Source organism: Pseudovibrio sp. Ad37 (genome assembly GCF_001623075.1).
Lineage (GTDB): Bacteria > Pseudomonadota > Alphaproteobacteria > Rhizobiales > Stappiaceae > Pseudovibrio.
In genome coordinates this window covers 1-16667 of the sequence record NZ_LMCF01000087.1, presented here as the reverse complement: position 1 = coordinate 16667, position 16667 = coordinate 1, and the positions used below count along the sequence as shown (strand labels likewise).

Genomic DNA, 16667 nt, shown 5'->3' with positions numbered 1-16667 from the left:
CCTTAAGTAGTAAGGCGGTGCGCTAGGTGGTTAAGCCTGAAGCAGCTTAACAGCTTCGTCTGTTGTCCAGACCGCGTTTGCGATGAAGCGGAAGTTGGTCAGCGCAGCCAGATAGCCGTCACCATCTGGAATAATTGCAGCAGCTGTGCCATCGCTTACCACAGCTACCTCAAAGCCCTGCTCGATCAGCTCGCGCATATGGCTCTCAGTACACAGGTTGGCAGACATACCCGCCAGAATAACCTGATCAACACCCTGTTTGCGCAGCTGAAGGGACAAATCGTTGGTGTCGTTGCCGTAAACCTTGTGCGGGGAGGTGACGATGGTTTTGCCGTCGTTGATGTACGGCTTGTAAACGTCCAGCCAGTCTGCACCGGAGCCTTCAAAACCGTCAACGTTGAGCGCACCTTTGCGGTCGAACATGCCGATGTTATGCATCAGCTTTTCGAGTGCACCTTCAAACTTCCAGCCGTGATCGGTTGGATAGTAGTAGTGAGGAGAAACAGCCACGGTGATATCTGCTGCTTTCGCGGCTTTGAACAGACGCTCAATGTTGCTGACAGTGTTGTTGCGGGTCACGCTTTCGCCCACCACGCCCCAGGTTACACCATCAGGAGACAAGAAGTCATTCTGCGGATCTGTTACCACAAGAGCGGCACGGCTCAGATCCAGCTTCATATTGCTTGGAGGCAGAACGGACTTTGCTGGTGGAGCATATGGATCCTTCACTTTATCCTGCGCCTTGGCATGTGCTGTACCCGCAATTGCTGCGCCGCCAACAGCTGCTGCAGCGATCAGACCGCCGCGCAGAGCATCGCGGCGGCTGAGTGGTTTCTTGTGATCATGATCATTACACATCGTCTGTTCCTTCTCTTGTTTGGTGATGAGAAGATGGATCAGGCTATGTGCCTTATGGTCTAAAATTGGTACCTCTTCGTCCTTATATGTATCATTTCATCGATTGGTGCCGTATAGGTACAGGCATGGATATTCATTTTATTCTCGATGAAATGGAGATACAGGCGCACCCGTTTGCTTTGTGTGAACTCAATGGCGCTTGCGATCTTGATCTGGACAAAGACCCTTTGGCGACGCTGCACTATGTGCTGGCCGGGGAAGGGGAGCTTGTGTTGCCCGGGCGTCCTGCCATTCCGGTCAGCAAAGGCTCACTGATCCTTGTGCCTGCGCTCAAAAAGCACGTCTTGCGGAGCTTTGGACGGGTTCACGATCCAATCCCCAGTTGCAACCCAGACAAGTTGAACATGGCACACCTGATCCATAACAGTGACAAGCAGGACAAGGGCCAGCTTATCGCCATCTGCTCCCGTATCTCGCTTAGCCTGCGGCAGATGGAGAACTTGATTGATCTGGTGCAAGAACCAATTGTTGAGAACCAGGCTGGAGAAGATGCCTGCGAAGCGCCAATCCGGCGATTGCTGTTGGAGCTTGCCAACCCTGCGCCCGGAAGCCTCGCCATGGTGCGTGCGCTGCTGATGCAATGCATGATCGAACTCATCCGCCGCCGCTTCAACGACCAGCACGGTGGGTTGGAATGGATGGCAGCGCTTCGTGATCCGCGCATGTGGCCAGTGCTCAGGCACCTCCTTGATGCGCCGGGTGAACCGCATTCCGTCGAGAGCCTCGCCTCCCTCGCGGGCATGAGCCGCAGCGGCTTCGCCAAACGCTTTCAGGAAGCGTACGGCAGTGGCCCGATGGAACTTCTGCGAGACGTGCGCATGCGCCGTGCAGCCACTATGCTGCTGGAAACAGACCACCCAATTGAGCGCGTCTCCCACCTCATCGGCTTCCGCAGCCGCAGCGCCTTCTCCCGCGCCTTCGAAGCCGCCATAGGCGTTTCACCGCAGAAGTTCCGTATGGAGCGGAAGGGCTAAATGTAAACCGCTGGCACCACCACGTTTGTCAGCCCTGCTGACCTCAACTCTGCCGCGATGCGTTCCACGTCTGGTTCTTTCATAGTGGGCCAGGTGAGGGCTTCGCCTTTGACGCCGTGGTGTTGGAAGGCGTTGAGGCGCAGGGGCGTATCCGTATCCAGTGCACGAACGAAGTTAGCGAGGTCTTCGATTTCCTCATCGCTGTCTGTGCGGCCCGGGATGAGCAGATAGCGCAGTTCATGCAGCTTGCCTGCCTCAAAGAGCAGCTTAGCGGTGGCCAGAACGCGTTGATTGCTGCGGGTGGTGAGTAGGTGGTGCAAGGTGTTGTTGAAGGCTTTGATGTCCAGCATCACACCGTCGGTCACGGGCAGAACGGTCTTCCATGCAGCTTCGGGCAGGTAGCCGTTGCTATCGATGAAGCAGGTGAGATCCTTCAGCTTTTCATCCGTTTTGATCGCTGTGAACAAAGCGATGATGAACTTCAGCTGCGTCGTAGCTTCCCCACCTGAAATTGTAATGCCATTCAGGAACGGTTTGTTCTGGTAAAGCAGCGCCAGAACATCATCAACACTGTACTGAGTCACCTTAGGGTTGGCGTTGATGGGGCAGACGTCCAGACACTTATCGCATTGGTCGCAGATGCTCGCATCGTGCACCACTTTGCCCTGCACGATAGTCAAAGAACCGGTTGGGCACTCTGGCACGCAATCGCCGCAATCGTTGCACAGCTTCATGGTGTGCGGGTTGTGGCAGGTCGGGCAAGCGAAGTTGCAGCCTTGCAGAAACAGGACAAGCCGGTTGCCCGGCCCATCCACACAAGAGAACTTTAAAACCTTACTGACTGTAGCGAGGGGCAAGTTCATGGCTCATCACCCGAGGTGCACGCTCCAGTATTTTACCAGTCTCAGCAGCTTCTGCACCCAGCACAGTTGTGTTGATGCGAGACCCACCACACTCCTTGAACTTCGCAATGTCTGACAAGCGCACCATGTAACCGGTGATGCGCACCAGATCATTGTTGGAGACGTTGGCGGAAAACTCTCGGAAGCCCAGTTGGAAAGCACCTTTCACGAGCTGCTCCAGCGCGGCTGGATTGTTCTCGATGGTTTCATCCAGTGTCAGGATCTCCGAGACACCAGATGGATAGAACGCATGGTGCTCTGCCAACGCCTGAACGTGCGTGACTGGATCGGGTTCACTGCCGTAAGGGATACGAACACCTGGCGTACAGCCATCATCATCGCTGAGGCCTGCTTGTGAATGCAGCATAGCCTTGCCGCGCCAACAGTTTTCCATTGGACGCATTTCAACAACCTCATACAGCACTTTGGAGATGCGGTGACCAAGCTGGTTGGCGGTCTCATCGTGTCCGTACTTGCCAGCGCGGCCTTCCTTGGCCTGCAACTCATCCACGCACTGCGCCATGGCAAAGATGCCATACATGGCCGTGAAGCGGTCTCGGCTGATCCAGTCTTCCTTCACAAGGAAGCTTTCAAAGAAGCCAGACTTGTTGAAGAGATGGTCAATTCGAGCTTCTGTCAGACGGAAGTTGAGGTCAATGTATTTCGGCAGAACGTTCTCGAAGAAGTCTGCCGTATCTTTGGATCGCCGTGCCACTTCACGCAGGTTGATGCGGGTCAGAGTGGAAGCACCGCCGCATAGAGGCAGCACGTTGTAACAACTGGCGACACCATAGCCGTAGTCATCAAACAGAGGCTGATGCAGCGGATTGTTGGCGATGTGCGGTTTGGAGCATTCAATGATGCTTTCGCAAGCCTGTGAGAAGATCGCATCAGAGCTGACATCAGGGTCCCAGATGAAGGTCAGGTTCGGTGCAATCTGCTTCAGCTCTGCATCAATGCGCATGATGGTGCGAGCAACACGGTTATCGGTTGGCCCCACATTGGCATGCATGAAGGCATCCGGCAGGACACGGTCTAGATAGCGCCAGAACAGCTTCAGCTTCTTGTAAAGATCTTCATCGCTGACCTCATCGCAATACGGCAGCAACAGATTGTCGAGGCGACCAATGAACACCGGCATGTTGGTGACAGACGGCACGTGATGATAAGCAATCATCAGGGAGTTGATAGCTTCATCCAAGGTGGTTGCCGGTTCCAACTCAAGGAAGGCACTCCCCTTTTCCAGAACCACAGAATAGTCGGGCATCACATAGCGCGGTTTGAACGGCACATGCCCCTCATACATGTCGCAGATAACACGCTCTTCCAGCGCCTTGGCGGTTTCCTCATCAAGCTCAGGGTAGGGCAGAGAGTTTTCTGCCTCCAGCGAGAGATAACGCGCCTTTTGCGTAAAGGAGAGGCCTGGGTCTTCCGTAATGCCCTTAAACCGTTTGAGAAGCTCCGACATGGGTTCGTTCCTTTTTGCTCTTTGGAACAAATCTTAAACCCGGGAGACAGGCGAGGAATTGAACTACCGCAATTTCCGATTGGAAAAGAAGGATGGTGCACAGGGCTGGAGCTTCTTATGGAAAAGCACTCGAGTTGGAGAGTGCGATTTCCAGTGATGCGATATTGCATGGCTGGTCTTTGCTTGTCGTAGAAGCAATCGGATAGCTTTTCAGTTTTTTGTCGCGAATGTCATCATGCTAAGTTACTTTACCCTCAAAATCTCCGAGCAAAGGTTTTAAGACTTGCTTTATCACTACACATCTGTCCAGACGCTCGCACTAATTTTGAAAACCAAAGCCATACGGTTCAATAAGCTATCCAAAGTCAATGATCCTCGTGACGGCTGCCCGCTTAATCAGGAAATGAATGAGCAAATATTCGTTTCTTGCTGGATACGAAGATCAAAAGATTCAATCCCAATGTGGAAGCTTTATGCAGGGCTAGATGGTGTGCGGATTGGTCTACCGGAAGATATGTTTACGACCCATCCTACAAAGCTACCAAATCATGAAATTGAAGTAGACGGACAAAAAAAAGCAGATTAAGCAGCGTGTTATAACGGACATACTACGTGGGCCACATATAAAGAAAAACTTTGAAACTGCGGCACCCATCCACTACGGACCTAAATATCAAAAAGCCATACTTTATGGTCCTGATGACATAAATTACCAACCTGATGATCTCCGTCACGTCCATTATACTGTGCTGAAGAGTGATGAGTTTCATAAAGTCGGGCTAAAGAAACATGCTGACTGGGCATTTGAACAAGAGGTGAGGTTCCGTATTCCAGCTGGTAGCTTGGTCACTCAGAAACCACAGCAAACTTTAAAGGTTGATGGTGATTATATTGATGTTGGTTTGAAGGAAGAGGCATTCAAAAACATTGAAATTCTTACCGGGCCAGCCAACTCAACTGCTAATCTGATCATAGCTAAAGCACTGCTTCGAGACCATGAAATTGGCGGAGAACCTCAAAAGTCAAAGATCCAAATTCGAGACTACTAATCAAGCTTTTCTCAGTATAGTGTTCGATTAATGGTGTTTAGACAGTATCTGAGATACGAGAAAGAGAACGCTTGGAACACACTGAAAATATGCGCGATTCATAATTTCTCAAATTATGGGTTCGACCTGATATTTTCAGGTCAATATGCCTAGCAGCAAAACCCGGCCTCATCGAAGCCGGGTTTTGTATTTTTACGTTCTGATAGCGCGTATTATGCGGTTTCAGAGGCTGGCTTTGGGTCCAGGTCGCTTGCGTCGTGGCGTTCTGGGACTTGCTGGTCCTCATCACCCCATGTGCGGTTTACGCGTTTGCCACGTTTCACGGCAGGGCGCTCTGCGATTTCTTCTGCCCAACGCTTGACGTTTTTGTAATCGTCAACGGAGAGGAACTCGGCTGCGCTGTAGAGCGAACCAAGCACCAGCGCGCCGTACCAAGGGAAGATCGCGATGTCTGCGATGGAGTACTCATCACCAGCCATAAAGCGGCGCTCGGCCAGATTGCGGTCCAAAACGTCGAGCTGGCGTTTTGCTTCCATGGCAAAACGGTTGATCGGGTATTCAAACTTCTCTGGCGCATAAGCGTAGAAGTGACCGAAACCACCACCCAGATATGGGGCAGACCCCATTTGCCAGAACAGCCAATTCATGGCTTCTGTGCGTGCTGCCGGATCTTTCGGAAGGAAGGCGCCGAACTTTTCTGCCAGATAGAGCAGAATAGAACCAGATTCGAATACACGGGTTGGTGTTTCGGTGCTGTGATCAACCAGTGCCGGGATTTTGGAGTTAGGGTTTGCGCCAACAAAACCGCTGGAGAACTGGTCGCCTTCACCAATCTTGATCAACCATGCGTCATACTCTGCTTCGCTGAAACCTGCTGCCAGAAGCTCTTCCAGCATAATGGTGACTTTCACACCATTTGGCGTTGCCAGCGAGTAAAGCTGCAGCGGATGCTTGCCCACCTGCAGGTCTTTGTCATGGGTTGAACCAGCAATAGGACGGTTGATGTTCGCGAACTGGCCGCCGTTTTCCTGTTCCCACACCCAAACCTTTGGTGGGGTATATTCTTGTTTATCACTCATAAAATTGTGGCTCCGTATTGATTATGTGCAAATGGGAACGAGCAGTTTTTCGGGCTGCCTTTTTCATTTCAACAGATGGGTGAATCCTTAACAAAATCAAGTGTGCAATCAAAAACAAGATCTTGGATGTCACTCCTGAGTGCTTAGTCGATATTGAAAGTTCCCTGTGCGCCAGACTAAAAATTGCTTTTTACAAAGCATCTGCCGGAATAATGTTCGCCGCTGACATTACGCTCAGAGATTCCTTTTTTCATTGCTGGACTGATCAAATGACTGTGATACCGACACTTGAAACGGAAAGATTACGCTTAAGGCCGATGACAATTGAAGATTGGCCTGCTTATGAGCAGTTGATGAAGTCCGAGCGTTCGCAGTTTATGGGCGGCCCGACACCCAAGCATGTGACCTGGGGTATCTTCAGTCATGATATCGCCCATTGGGTCTTGTTTGGTCACGGTGCTTTGATGATTGACGATAAGACCACGGGCAAAACTGTTGGGCAGGTGGGGCTTAATCACGGGCCACTTTTTCCGGAGCATGAACTGGGCTGGTTTCTTTATGACGGTTTTGAAGGGCATGGCTATGCTTTGGAAGCGGCATTGAGGATGCGTAAATGGGCCTTTGAGGAGCTGGGTTTAAGAACACTCGTCAGCTATATCGACCCGAACAACGAACGGTCTCGTGTTCTTGCTGAACGAATGGGAGCTGAGATCGACACGAATGCACCGCGCCATGATCCGGTTGATCTTGTCTATCGTCATCCAGCCTCCTGAACCAAGATGAGGGCGCGTTTTTAGTTTTTCATCGGTACCACGTCACATCTGAGAGAGCTGTCTCGTCGACCCAGTGAACGCAACAAAACAATCACTGGAGATAACGATGAACGTTCACACCACCATCAATCACTACGAGAGCGGTGCGCAGATCATGGCAGCCCTTCAGGGCGTGGAAGCAACTATTGCTGCGACTGAGTTTGACGAAAAGCTGCATCACCTTATTTTGCTGCGGGCATCCCAGATTAACGGCTGCGGGTTTTGTGTGAAGATGCATACCCGCGACGCTCGCAAAGCTGGTGAAACCAACGAGCGTCTGGACCACCTCATCATCTGGCGCCATTGCGATGACTTCTCGGAAAAAGAGAAGCTGGCATTTGAATGGACCGAAGCACTGACAGAACTCAACAAGGAAGATCAGTTGTCACGTCTTCGCCAGGAGTTGAAAAAGCACTACAGTGATCAGGAAATTTCCACCCTGACGGTAATGGTTGGTATGATCAACCTTTGGAACCGGATTGCGATATCGAACCATTGATGATGAACTCAGACAAATCACTTCGTGTATTTGAACAGGCCAGACCCATGTTGATGGGGCTGGCTTATCGTTTGCTGGGCACAACAGCAGAAGCTGAAGATGTGGTGCAGGAAACCTATCTCAGCTGGTCAACTGCCGCACAAGACGACATTGCCAACCCTGATGCCTGGCTGACGACGGTTTGCACCCGCAAAGCACTCGATCAGCTCAAATCAGCACGCAAAAAACGCGAAAATTACGTTGGTATGTGGTTGCCTGAGCCGCTTCACACCACCACACAAGACACACCGGAAGACAGAGTGGAGCTTTCCGAAAGCCTCACAATGGCATTCCTTTTGGTGATGGAACGCCTTGCTCCAAAAGAGCGGGCTGCGTTTTTGCTGCACGAGGTGTTTTCCTCCAGTTATGAAGACGTTGCAGATATATTGGAGGTCACTCCGGCCAGTTGCCGCAAGCTGGTCTCAAGGGCAAAGGCCAATATTCAGCAGAAATCTCAACGCTTTGTCGCTCCGCCAGAAAAACAACGGGCGATGGTGAGTGTATTCCAAAGCGCACTGGAAACCGGAGAAACAGCTGAACTCTCTAAACTTTTGGCGGCTGATGTTGCGCTTATTTCCGACGGTGGCGGCAAGGTCAATGCTGTCCCAAAACCACTTGTTGGTCTGGAGCAAGTGCTTGGCTTTATCGAAAAGGCGATCTCCCCAGCCGCGAACAGTGGCAAAGCTTGGATTGAAGAACTTAACTCCTGCCTGTCTCTCGTCACAGTTGACGGAAGCGGGATCACGACGACTTTCACCTTTGGCTATGATGATAACATGAAAGTCGACGCGATTTATGCGCAGCGAAACCCGGACAAGCTCGCTGCCTTCCATTAGGCACTTGCAGTCCAATCAAAGGCATAGCTTGTAATACGACAAAGAACCTTCCAAACTATCCGCTGATGTTTGGGAGGGGAACTCATGTCTGTTGATATGATATTAGCGCTTGTGATTGCGACGACGGCTCTGGTGGCTATTCCAGGCCCCAACGTTGCGCTCATCGCAGCCAATACCATCAGCCATGGCTTCCGCTTTGGAGCCGCTACGGTACTGGGAACAACACTTGGCGTTGCCATCCAGCTCAGCATTGTGGTGCTTGGATTTTCAGCCCTGCTGGCACTCGTTGCCGATACCTTCCTGTGGGTGAAATGGATTGGTGCGGCCTATCTGATCTATCTCGGCATCAAATCCTGGCGAGAGCGGGCGGATATGTTGGAAAACACTGAAGCCAGTAACATCCCTTTGCGCAAGCTGTTCTGGCAGGGCATGTTGCTTGCGATGATCAACCCGAAAACGCTGGTGTTCAGCGCGGCTTTCCTACCTCAGTTCGTTGGAGATCAATGCACGAGTTACGCTCTTGCCCAGCCAGCGTTGATCTACCTTCTCGTTATTCTAGGTGGAGATCTGTGTTGGGCGGCTCTTGCTCGTTTTGTAACACCGTTCTTCAAGAGCATAGGTCATTTGCGACATAAACTCACCGGTACGCTCTTCATTGGTTCTGGCATTGGTCTCGCTCTGGCGCGTATTGAGCGATAGCTTCAGGCTCTTCTGCCTATGGGAATGATCTCGCGTGAGGTTGCGTGGTAAGGTTCACCTGTCCATTCACCCAGCCATGTTTGAGCACATAAGCCAGCTTCTTCGAGGAGTTGGTCGACTTTGTGTTGTGCCGTGTATTTAATCTCAGAAGGGGCGTTGAAAATCTCACCAGTCTCAAGCTGTCTGTAAGCATTGATGAAACTCAGCGTTTGAGTGGTCTCGTCATATTCTGAAATGTTCCAGCTCTCAATTGCACCGAGGGCAGGGTGTTGCGTCCGGCTCAGTGTTTCCTCTTTGCGGCGCGTCTTCTTGCCCGGAAAACTTGGGTTGCGGGTATCAAAGATAAACTGCCCTTTGGGGCTTAGATGCGTTGCGATCATTTTAAGAGCTGCAAGCTGGTCCTCTTCCGTCAGGAAAAATTGAAAGGAATGTCCGGTCAGACAGATCAGGTCAAACGTCTCTCCCAGATCGAATGAACGGGCATCCGCTTGTACCCAGCGAACTTGTTCTCCATTGGGGCGCTTGCGTGCAATTTCCAGCATCGCTTCAGCCGGGTCCAGACCAACCACACGGCGACCCTCAGCCAGCTGAACGGTGAGCTCTCCCGTACCGCACCCCAGGTCGAGGACAGAGCGTGCCTCGCGTGCAAGCACTTTGCAATATGTGTGATCCGCGCGATCTCGTGGTGTCAGCTCATAAAATTGTGCCAGATCGGGATCAGTAAAAATTGTGCGATGAGTCATTTGAAAATTGCTTCCTTGGTCAATTCTTGCAGCATAGAACGTCAGAGCTTTTTGGACAATTCCGTGCTTTGCTCGTTAAAACCGAGGAAGACGTGGCTGTTCAGAGCCTCGGGTTCGCATTAGTCTTGTCTGGATGAATCAGTCCCGGCAGGCTCACATTGAGATGCGGGTGAACGTCTGTTGCAATAGTGAAAGGCAGTCCCATGGCAAACCCGCTTTATGATCGTTTGTTTGGGATCCACGCGTCCAAAACAGAGCCGTTCCTGTTCCTTCAAGATGGCACTACTCTTACTTATGCCCAGTTCTTGGCAACAACCGCACAGTTGGCGCACACGCTGGTCGCAAATGGGTTGAACCCGGGCGATCGTGTTGCTGCACAGGTTAAAAAATCACCGGAGGCTTTGGCGCTTTATGCCGCCTGTGTGCAGGCAGGCCTCATCTTCCTGCCTCTGAATACGGCCTACACCAGTGATGAACTCTCTTACTTTCTCGACAATAGCGGAGCATCTCTTCTTGCCTGTGATGGCGCAAAGGCAGAGTCATTGCAGCCCTTAGCTGATCAGCTAGGTGTCCTCCTCAAAACCTTGAATGGAGACGGTTCCGGGTCTTTGATGGCAGAAGCCAAAACTCACCCAACTGCTTTTGAGACTGTAGAACGAGATCTGCAGGATCTGGCAGCGTTTCTTTACACATCAGGCACAACAGGCCGCTCCAAAGGCGCGATGCTGACACAGGACAATTTGCTGTCCAATGCAGATGTGCTGGTTGATTACTGGCGCTTCACAAAAGACGATGTTCTGCTGCATGCGCTGCCGATCTTTCATACGCATGGTCTGTTTGTAGCAACCAATGTCATCCTTGCGGTTGGTGGCTCCATGATCTTCCTGCCAAAGTTCAATCAGGATGCCATCGTACAGTTTCTGCCGCAGGCCACTTCCATGATGGGGGTGCCAACATTTTACACCCGGCTGTTGGGTGATGAACGTTTTACCAAGGAGCTAACAGAGCATATGCGCCTGTTCACCTCCGGTAGTGCACCGTTGCTAGCTGAAACTCATCGCCAGTTTGAAGAGCGTACAGGACACCGCATTTTGGAACGTTACGGCATGACTGAGACCAACATGAGCACGTCGAACCCGTACGATGGAGAGCGACGCGCAGGCACTGTTGGCTTTCCGCTTCCCGGCGTTGAACTCAAGATCACCAATCCTGAGACGGGTGCTGAACTGTCCCAGGACAGCATCGGCGTCATTGAAGTTCGTGGCCGTAACGTGTTCAAAGGCTACTGGCAGATGCCGGAGAAGACAGCTGCGGAACTGCGTGCGGACGGCTTCTTTATCACCGGTGATATGGGGAAGGTGGATACGGATGGTTACGTCCACATTGTTGGACGTAACAAAGATCTCATAATTTCAGGTGGATACAACATCTACCCAAAAGAGATCGAACTCCTGTTGGATGAACAACCCGGTGTTCATGAAAGTGCTGTGATCGGCATCCCCCACGCTGACTTTGGTGAAGCGCCTCTCGGACTAATCGTTGCAGAAAAGGGTGAGACGCCTGATCTTGAGCAGATCATGGCCACAGTCAAAAAACACCTTGCCCGCTTCAAACACCTTCAAAAACTCCTGCTCATCAACGAACTCCCCCGCAACACCATGGGCAAAGTCCAAAAGAACATCCTGCGTGATAAGTATGGTGAAGCTGTGTAGGTGGTTGGATACTCGGCGGTGGGTTCTATGTTTAACGAAGGTTGCTGAGTAAGTTCTATGATAATCGGTAAATGGCTCTTAGGCTTGCTTATTTTGCGCGTTTGAAGCTTTGGAAACCTTTGCAGGCTGAGGGGCTTGGGGCGTTGGGTTGGCTGAGTTCGCTACAAGTCTTTTTTGTGACTGAGGATACGCAGGCAATCGCCTTTCTTTTCTGGGTGTTCGTTGTCGCCGCACTGGTGAAATCTGCTTTGATCAGCGCACAGGCCTGATTGACGCTGTTGTTGATGGCGGTTGCTGTCGGGGTTTGTTTTGAAGACGCGTTGATGCCCATTTGCTGGAATGCGCAGGTTTTTAGTTTCTCGCACATATTAGCAATGGCAGAGTTAAGATTGGCGTTCATCCCGGCGGAGGTGAGGCTGGATGAGGCAATAAGAAGTAAAACTGCCAGGCTGAGGCTTTTCATGGGACACTCAGATTTGTATTGGTCACATAAGCATTGTGAGTTGCTGCCATGACCAATACAAGCACCAAGATCTGTGGGCTTTACCTTCAGCGTTCGAACATCTTTGCGCTTCTATTGTTCCGAAATTCTGCCCTGCTTGCCCGTCCTTGCAAGTCAGTTCGATCACCCTATTTCAGAATAGAAACCCTACCGCGCAGAATATCGAAGAACATCACAAAGTCACCAAGCAGGCTGTAGAATGGAAACTTGAACGTGGCTGGTTTGTTCTTTTCAAAGAAGAAATGCCCAATCCACGCAAAGCCGTAGCCAACGACTGGAACTGCGAGCAGTAAAGTCCAGAGACCGAACGTGATGATGTAAGTGAGAAGTGTGAGCACCAGCGCTGTTCCAATAAAATGCAATCGGCGGCTGACGACATTCCCATGTTCTGCCAGATAAAATGGATAGAATTCTTTGAAACTGCCAAATTGGTGGTTATGGCTATTGTTGGCTTCACTCATTGCATTATCCCCCCTTGATTTGCCGATAGTACGTTAGCATTACGCCGGCTTGGCGCGTGATGAACAGTCTTGTGCGTTCTCCCAATCCTGCCCCTTTTTCCGGAAGAAGCATAGACCTGACCAAATTGCGCATGGCGCGGGCGTGTTCGCGATAGCGCTGTGTTGGGTTCAAGTCCTTCGCGCGCTTCTCCATGCTGATGCTCGTATGGTTTTGCCCGCGCACCAGGAGCGCGGATTGGTTATCGGCACTCACATTGCTCTTTGCAGCCACATACCGGATTGCAAAGCCAATGCGGCGATCATTGGTGGTGTTTGCATCAGACCCATGCACCAATTTGAAATGATGTAGCGACATTTCACCGGGCTTCAGTTCCATATAGATCTGGTTTTCCGGTTCCAGCTCTTCCTCCGGGATTTCCTGTCCGCGGGTGAGGAGGTTGTCTTTAGCGTAGGTGTTGACTTGCGTGCGGATGGTTTTGTGACTGCCCGGCTCCACCTTCATGACGCCTGATTGAGCCGTGGCCGGACTTAATGCGACCCATGCGGTGACCACATCATCGGCATCCACCCCCCAGTAAGCAGCGTCCTGATGCATGGAAACATAGGATTTGCTGCCTGCTTCCTTGGTGAACAGGTTGGTCATCAGACACAGGATATCCGGACCGATCAGCTGCTCGACTGCATCAAGAATAACGGGATGATGGACGAGTTCATCTGCCCAGTCATACAGAAGGTACGACTTGTTGCACTGTGCTTTGTCCATGGGATGTCCCTGAAGCTTCTCAATAGCTTCAAGTTCTGCGCGCATACGGATGGGATCGTCTTTTTCGAGCACTTTGATTGGACACAGGAAGCCATCCTTCTGGTAGGTTCCTGTATCTATTGAGTTGGCGGTATCTATCAGTGTCATGCTGAAACCATCCTTGAAATGAGCGTTGCGAAGGTTGCAACAAGACCGATTGAGGCTGCGCCAAGTAAAATTGAAAGAGCAGGTATGCGTTCGCGTGTTCCCGTTTGTGGGTCGAGCCGTGTAAACAGCATTGCGTAAAGATTGCCAGACATGAATGCCCAGGCACAAAGCATAAGAGCGACACCCACTGCGCTTTCAAAAATTAAAGCAGAAAAGATGAGTAAGCCGCATGCAAGATAGTCATCGATAGATAGCGGCCAATATTTATCGGTTTTTATCAAAATGAGTGTTTCGCCGACAATGAGTATAACGGCGAGAACCACTGCATAAATTGGCAGATAAGTTTGAAACTCCCCCAAAGTTCTCCCTCTTGAATATATGGACACAGCGTTACCGAGTTTTGTTGGTGTGTCAAGTTAATTGATCTTGATCAAATCTGGAGTGTTTTTCGGTACATGTTCAAACAAGGCGGCTAGGAGACACTAAAAAAACGGATACAATGGTGGAAATTGGGGGAGCCAATCGGAATGACCGTGGATGTAGACCGCAGAACAATAAAGCCGGAAGCACTTGAAACACTTCGCAGAACCATTCTGGAGATTTTCTCCTCCGGGATGTATCAGGATGTGGGGATACGGCAGATCTGCCAGCAGGCGCGGGTGAGTCCGCAAACAGTCTACAAGTACTTTGGCAATAAAGAAGAGATGCTCTATGCCTGCATCAAAGGGGATCTCGAAAACCTCTATGCAGAAGCGATGCAAGCAGCGCGTGCTGCTGATAACACGGTCGATAAATGCCTCGTTTTCCTGGATATCTGGTGCGAGTTTTATTTCGCCAATCCAAGCATAGCGCGCATTGTATTTCTGAACATCCCGCAAGCTTATTGGTTAGGGCAAACCCAGTTCACACACGTCGCATTGCATGATGAAACCACCCGTACAATAGCACATGGCCAGAGCGAAGGTTTAGTCTGGGATGAGACATCTGCCGAATTGTTGGGGCAGGCGATTATGGGAATGGCGCACAGGCTGCTGACCCGCTGGCTGATGACGGACAATGCGGACAGCGCGGAAACGAAACAAGCGTTGGCGAAGAGTATCAGAAAGCTGTTGCAGCCTTAAAATGCGGATCCAGTTCAATATCTGAAGCATGGGCAATCAGCCGTTTAAGGCTGTGCATGCCTTCATCGACTGATTTTTGAGCCTGAATCGCTTTGCCGTTTTCAATATGGCTTGCCGCGTTATCGAAGTGGCTTTTCACGTTCTCCGCTTCTTTTTCATAGGCATTAAAGCTTTGTTTGGCGTCTTCGTCTGACTGGCTTATGAGCTTAAGGTCTTTGTGGCGATCAAGCCAGGATTTGGCATCGCCTTGCAGTTGAACAAGTTGTCTTTCAACCCACTCAACCTGTTCTTTTGCCTTATGGGTCAGGCTGTAAAGCTGGAAGCGGATTTTCCGGAGTGGCAGAACCTTTTCTTCGGCATCTTCAACCTTGCCAGAAATCAGATCTGATTGGGCTGAAGTAAGCAATGTCTTCAGTGATTTGCATTCAGCTTCATACTGATGGGCATTCGGCAAGCTGGCCTTGATGAAGGGAAGCCGTTCATAGGCTTGTTCCAATGCACGGCGCAGGTTTTGTATCTTTTTGTGCGTTGGAATTGGTTTTCCTTTTTCGATGGGCTCATCCGTTTGGTCATCTGCCGCACTCGCATTGCTAAACCATAGTTGTTGCATCTGAAACAGGGCGCCTTCGTTGTCGTGCAAAATGGCTGTCGCACCCTGATAATCATCACGGCCTAAAGCCTGCTGTCCTTTTGGCGTCGCAGCAGCAACCTTCTCAAAAGAAGCTGTAAACTGTGTAAGCTTATCGGGAGTGTGTTCCAGTTCTGATGAGCGTTTGTTTAAGGCGGTGGCATCGGCAAGGGTTTTGTCCAACCGCTGTTGTGCATCCTCCCGGTTCCTATCAATCTGCTCCTTGGCGTCATCATAGGCTTTGACGAAGGCTTCCTTCTTGCCTGCAATCTTACCCAACATGAACTTCAGGCCCGGATAGCTGTGATCTGCAATCGCCTTTTGCATGCGCAGGAGTGGCAGATTTGCGATGCGGTGAGCCTTGTCGAAGTCAGCCGTATCAACGCCCCATTGCGTTAACTCATCGCGGTGCTTGTAAGTGTCTTCAACGGTGTTTTGGTAGGCCTCAACAGCAGGCATCTCCTTGGCAATCATCGCATCCGCATGCTTGCATCCCTGCTGCAGAACCTTCTTTCCTTCACCGATATGATACTGAACTTTATCCAGCAATGTTTTGAGTAGGCTTATGGTTCCGGCATCAGGCCGCTGTTGGCCAGAAAAGTTCTTGTTAAACTGTTTGAAGGTGTTGCTGATCTTTTCGACTTGCACCTTGAAGGCTTCAATATGCTCTTTTGTCACGAGCTGTTTGCGAGCCTGCGCATCCAGCTTCTGGGCGTTCGTGGCCAGTGTTTGATACCTGTTGGAGAGCTGAGTGATCTCGGCCTTGAACTGTTCTGCCGCTTGCGCTGCCTGCTGCTGATGTGCAGCCGGGCTGTCTTTGGAAACCAGCACGCGTGATCGCCGCGCTGCTGGCCGTCCTGGATTCACTTCATTGGGACGATTGCTGTGTTCAGTAGTATCCGACTGCATCTCCTCCAGTTGCACCTCATCCACATTCTTTAAATTCAAGTGCTTAAGGACCTTCTCAGTCCATTTTTCCTGCTCGGGGGTGAGGTCTGACTTCGGCATCGAGATGCTCCAATCGAATGCACATATTTTTGGTTCTTGCTTACCTATAAGACCAAAATACTGAGCAATCTTAAGGGAGATGACCTGAAATGCGTCGTTTGATCAGCCCCACTTGAGTGGTCCGGTTTGAAAGTTAGTGCATGACTGGCCTTTGGTCTACTGGAATGATTACTTCAGGATCCGGTGGGCGGAAGTTCAGCGCACTATGGGGGCGTTTGGTATTGTAGTGTATCCTCCACCTTTCGATGATTATTTGGGCTTCACGCAACGAGTAAAAGGTCTCACCATTCAACAATTCGTCTCGCAT

At 50.9% G+C, this 16667-nt stretch carries 19 protein-coding genes; 8 read left to right on the top strand and 11 right to left on the bottom strand.

What is annotated here, in order from left to right:
- Positions 1-30 precede the first annotated feature (30 nt).
- Positions 31-858 carry a cysteine hydrolase gene (locus PsAD37_RS14165; protein WP_063296704.1) on the bottom strand — a complete coding sequence of 276 codons (828 nt, stop codon included), beginning with the start codon at positions 856-858 and terminating at the stop codon, positions 31-33.
- A gap of 125 nt (positions 859-983) precedes the next feature.
- On the opposite strand from PsAD37_RS14165, the gene PsAD37_RS14160 reads away from it, so the two are divergent.
- The gene (locus PsAD37_RS14160; RefSeq protein WP_153039755.1) at positions 984-1892 is read left to right on the top strand and encodes an AraC family transcriptional regulator; all 909 of its coding nucleotides are present in this window, start codon (positions 984-986) and stop codon (positions 1890-1892) included.
- Here PsAD37_RS14160 and PsAD37_RS14155 read toward each other — a convergent pair.
- Positions 1889-2755, bottom strand: a complete 867-nt coding sequence (locus PsAD37_RS14155; RefSeq protein ID WP_063296702.1) for a YjjW family glycine radical enzyme activase — start codon at positions 2753-2755, stop codon at positions 1889-1891. The genes PsAD37_RS14160 and PsAD37_RS14155 overlap by 4 nt on opposite strands.
- The gene (locus tag PsAD37_RS14150; RefSeq protein ID WP_063296701.1) at positions 2727-4262 is read right to left on the bottom strand and encodes a YjjI family glycine radical enzyme; all 1536 of its coding nucleotides are present in this window, start codon (positions 4260-4262) and stop codon (positions 2727-2729) included. Before PsAD37_RS14150 ends, PsAD37_RS14155 begins: the two co-directional genes overlap by 29 nt.
- Positions 4263-5008: 746 nt before the next feature.
- On the opposite strand from PsAD37_RS14150, the gene PsAD37_RS14140 reads away from it, so the two are divergent.
- Positions 5009-5311, top strand: a complete 303-nt coding sequence (locus PsAD37_RS14140) for a hypothetical protein (RefSeq protein ID WP_063296699.1) — start codon at positions 5009-5011, stop codon at positions 5309-5311.
- A gap of 212 nt (positions 5312-5523) precedes the next feature.
- Here the strand turns inward: PsAD37_RS14140 and yghU are convergent, their stop codons facing one another.
- Positions 5524-6390 carry a glutathione-dependent disulfide-bond oxidoreductase gene (gene yghU / locus PsAD37_RS14135; RefSeq protein ID WP_063293552.1) on the bottom strand — a complete coding sequence of 289 codons (867 nt, stop codon included), beginning with the start codon at positions 6388-6390 and terminating at the stop codon, positions 5524-5526.
- A gap of 269 nt (positions 6391-6659) precedes the next feature.
- Between yghU and PsAD37_RS14130 the strand changes: the two genes are divergently transcribed.
- The 4 genes from PsAD37_RS14130 to PsAD37_RS14115 all read left to right on the top strand — a co-directional run bounded on the left by PsAD37_RS14130 (position 6660) and on the right by PsAD37_RS14115 (position 9275).
- Positions 6660-7163: a GNAT family N-acetyltransferase gene (locus PsAD37_RS14130; RefSeq protein ID WP_084407799.1), complete on the top strand. Its 504-nt coding sequence runs from the start codon at positions 6660-6662 to the stop codon at positions 7161-7163.
- A 106-nt stretch (positions 7164-7269) separates the two neighbouring features.
- Positions 7270-7701, top strand: coding sequence for a carboxymuconolactone decarboxylase family protein (locus PsAD37_RS14125; RefSeq protein WP_063296697.1), 432 nt, complete (start codon positions 7270-7272; stop codon positions 7699-7701).
- Complete coding sequence (sigJ, locus tag PsAD37_RS14120; protein WP_208991873.1) at positions 7701-8576, top strand: RNA polymerase sigma factor SigJ; 876 nt, start codon at positions 7701-7703, stop codon at positions 8574-8576. The genes PsAD37_RS14125 and sigJ overlap by 1 nt, the downstream gene beginning before the upstream one ends.
- Positions 8577-8660: 84 nt before the next feature.
- Entirely contained in the window at positions 8661-9275 is a 615-nt protein-coding gene (locus tag PsAD37_RS14115; protein ID WP_063296696.1) for a LysE family translocator, read from the top strand.
- Positions 9276-9277: 2 nt separating this feature from the next.
- Here PsAD37_RS14115 and PsAD37_RS14110 read toward each other — a convergent pair whose 3' ends face one another.
- Entirely contained in the window at positions 9278-10018 is a 741-nt protein-coding gene (locus PsAD37_RS14110) for a trans-aconitate 2-methyltransferase (RefSeq protein WP_063296695.1), read from the bottom strand.
- Positions 10019-10221: 203 nt separating this feature from the next.
- Between PsAD37_RS14110 and PsAD37_RS14105 the strand changes: the two genes are divergently transcribed.
- Positions 10222-11730 carry a malonyl-CoA synthase gene (locus tag PsAD37_RS14105; protein ID WP_063296694.1) on the top strand — a complete coding sequence of 503 codons (1509 nt, stop codon included), beginning with the start codon at positions 10222-10224 and terminating at the stop codon, positions 11728-11730.
- Positions 11731-11818: 88 nt separating this feature from the next.
- Here the strand turns inward: PsAD37_RS14105 and PsAD37_RS14100 are convergent, their stop codons facing one another.
- The 4 genes from PsAD37_RS14100 to PsAD37_RS14085 form a co-directional block, all read right to left on the bottom strand.
- Positions 11819-12193: a hypothetical protein gene (locus PsAD37_RS14100; protein ID WP_063296693.1), complete on the bottom strand. Its 375-nt coding sequence runs from the start codon at positions 12191-12193 to the stop codon at positions 11819-11821.
- 167 nt (positions 12194-12360) lie between these two features.
- On the bottom strand, positions 12361-12693 hold the full coding sequence (locus PsAD37_RS14095; RefSeq protein ID WP_063296692.1) for a DUF962 domain-containing protein: 333 nt from the start codon (positions 12691-12693) through the stop codon (positions 12361-12363).
- Between the two features lie 4 nt (positions 12694-12697).
- Positions 12698-13603, bottom strand: a complete 906-nt coding sequence (locus PsAD37_RS14090; protein ID WP_063296691.1) for a phytanoyl-CoA dioxygenase family protein — start codon at positions 13601-13603, stop codon at positions 12698-12700.
- Positions 13600-13962, bottom strand: coding sequence for a hypothetical protein (locus tag PsAD37_RS14085; protein ID WP_063287485.1), 363 nt, complete (start codon positions 13960-13962; stop codon positions 13600-13602). The genes PsAD37_RS14090 and PsAD37_RS14085 overlap by 4 nt, the downstream gene beginning before the upstream one ends.
- Before the next feature lie 168 nt (positions 13963-14130).
- On the opposite strand from PsAD37_RS14085, the gene PsAD37_RS14080 reads away from it, so the two are divergent.
- Positions 14131-14724: a TetR/AcrR family transcriptional regulator gene (locus PsAD37_RS14080; RefSeq protein ID WP_057460857.1), complete on the top strand. Its 594-nt coding sequence runs from the start codon at positions 14131-14133 to the stop codon at positions 14722-14724.
- Here PsAD37_RS14080 and PsAD37_RS14075 read toward each other — a convergent pair.
- Together PsAD37_RS14075 and PsAD37_RS14070 are read right to left on the bottom strand one after the other, a co-directional pair.
- Complete coding sequence (locus PsAD37_RS14075) at positions 14702-16360, bottom strand: hypothetical protein (RefSeq protein WP_063296690.1); 1659 nt, start codon at positions 16358-16360, stop codon at positions 14702-14704. The genes PsAD37_RS14080 and PsAD37_RS14075 overlap by 23 nt on opposite strands.
- Positions 16361-16493: 133 nt before the next feature.
- A partial coding sequence (locus tag PsAD37_RS14070) for an integrase core domain-containing protein (protein ID WP_153039754.1) occupies positions 16494-16667 on the bottom strand: 174 nt, incomplete at its 5' end.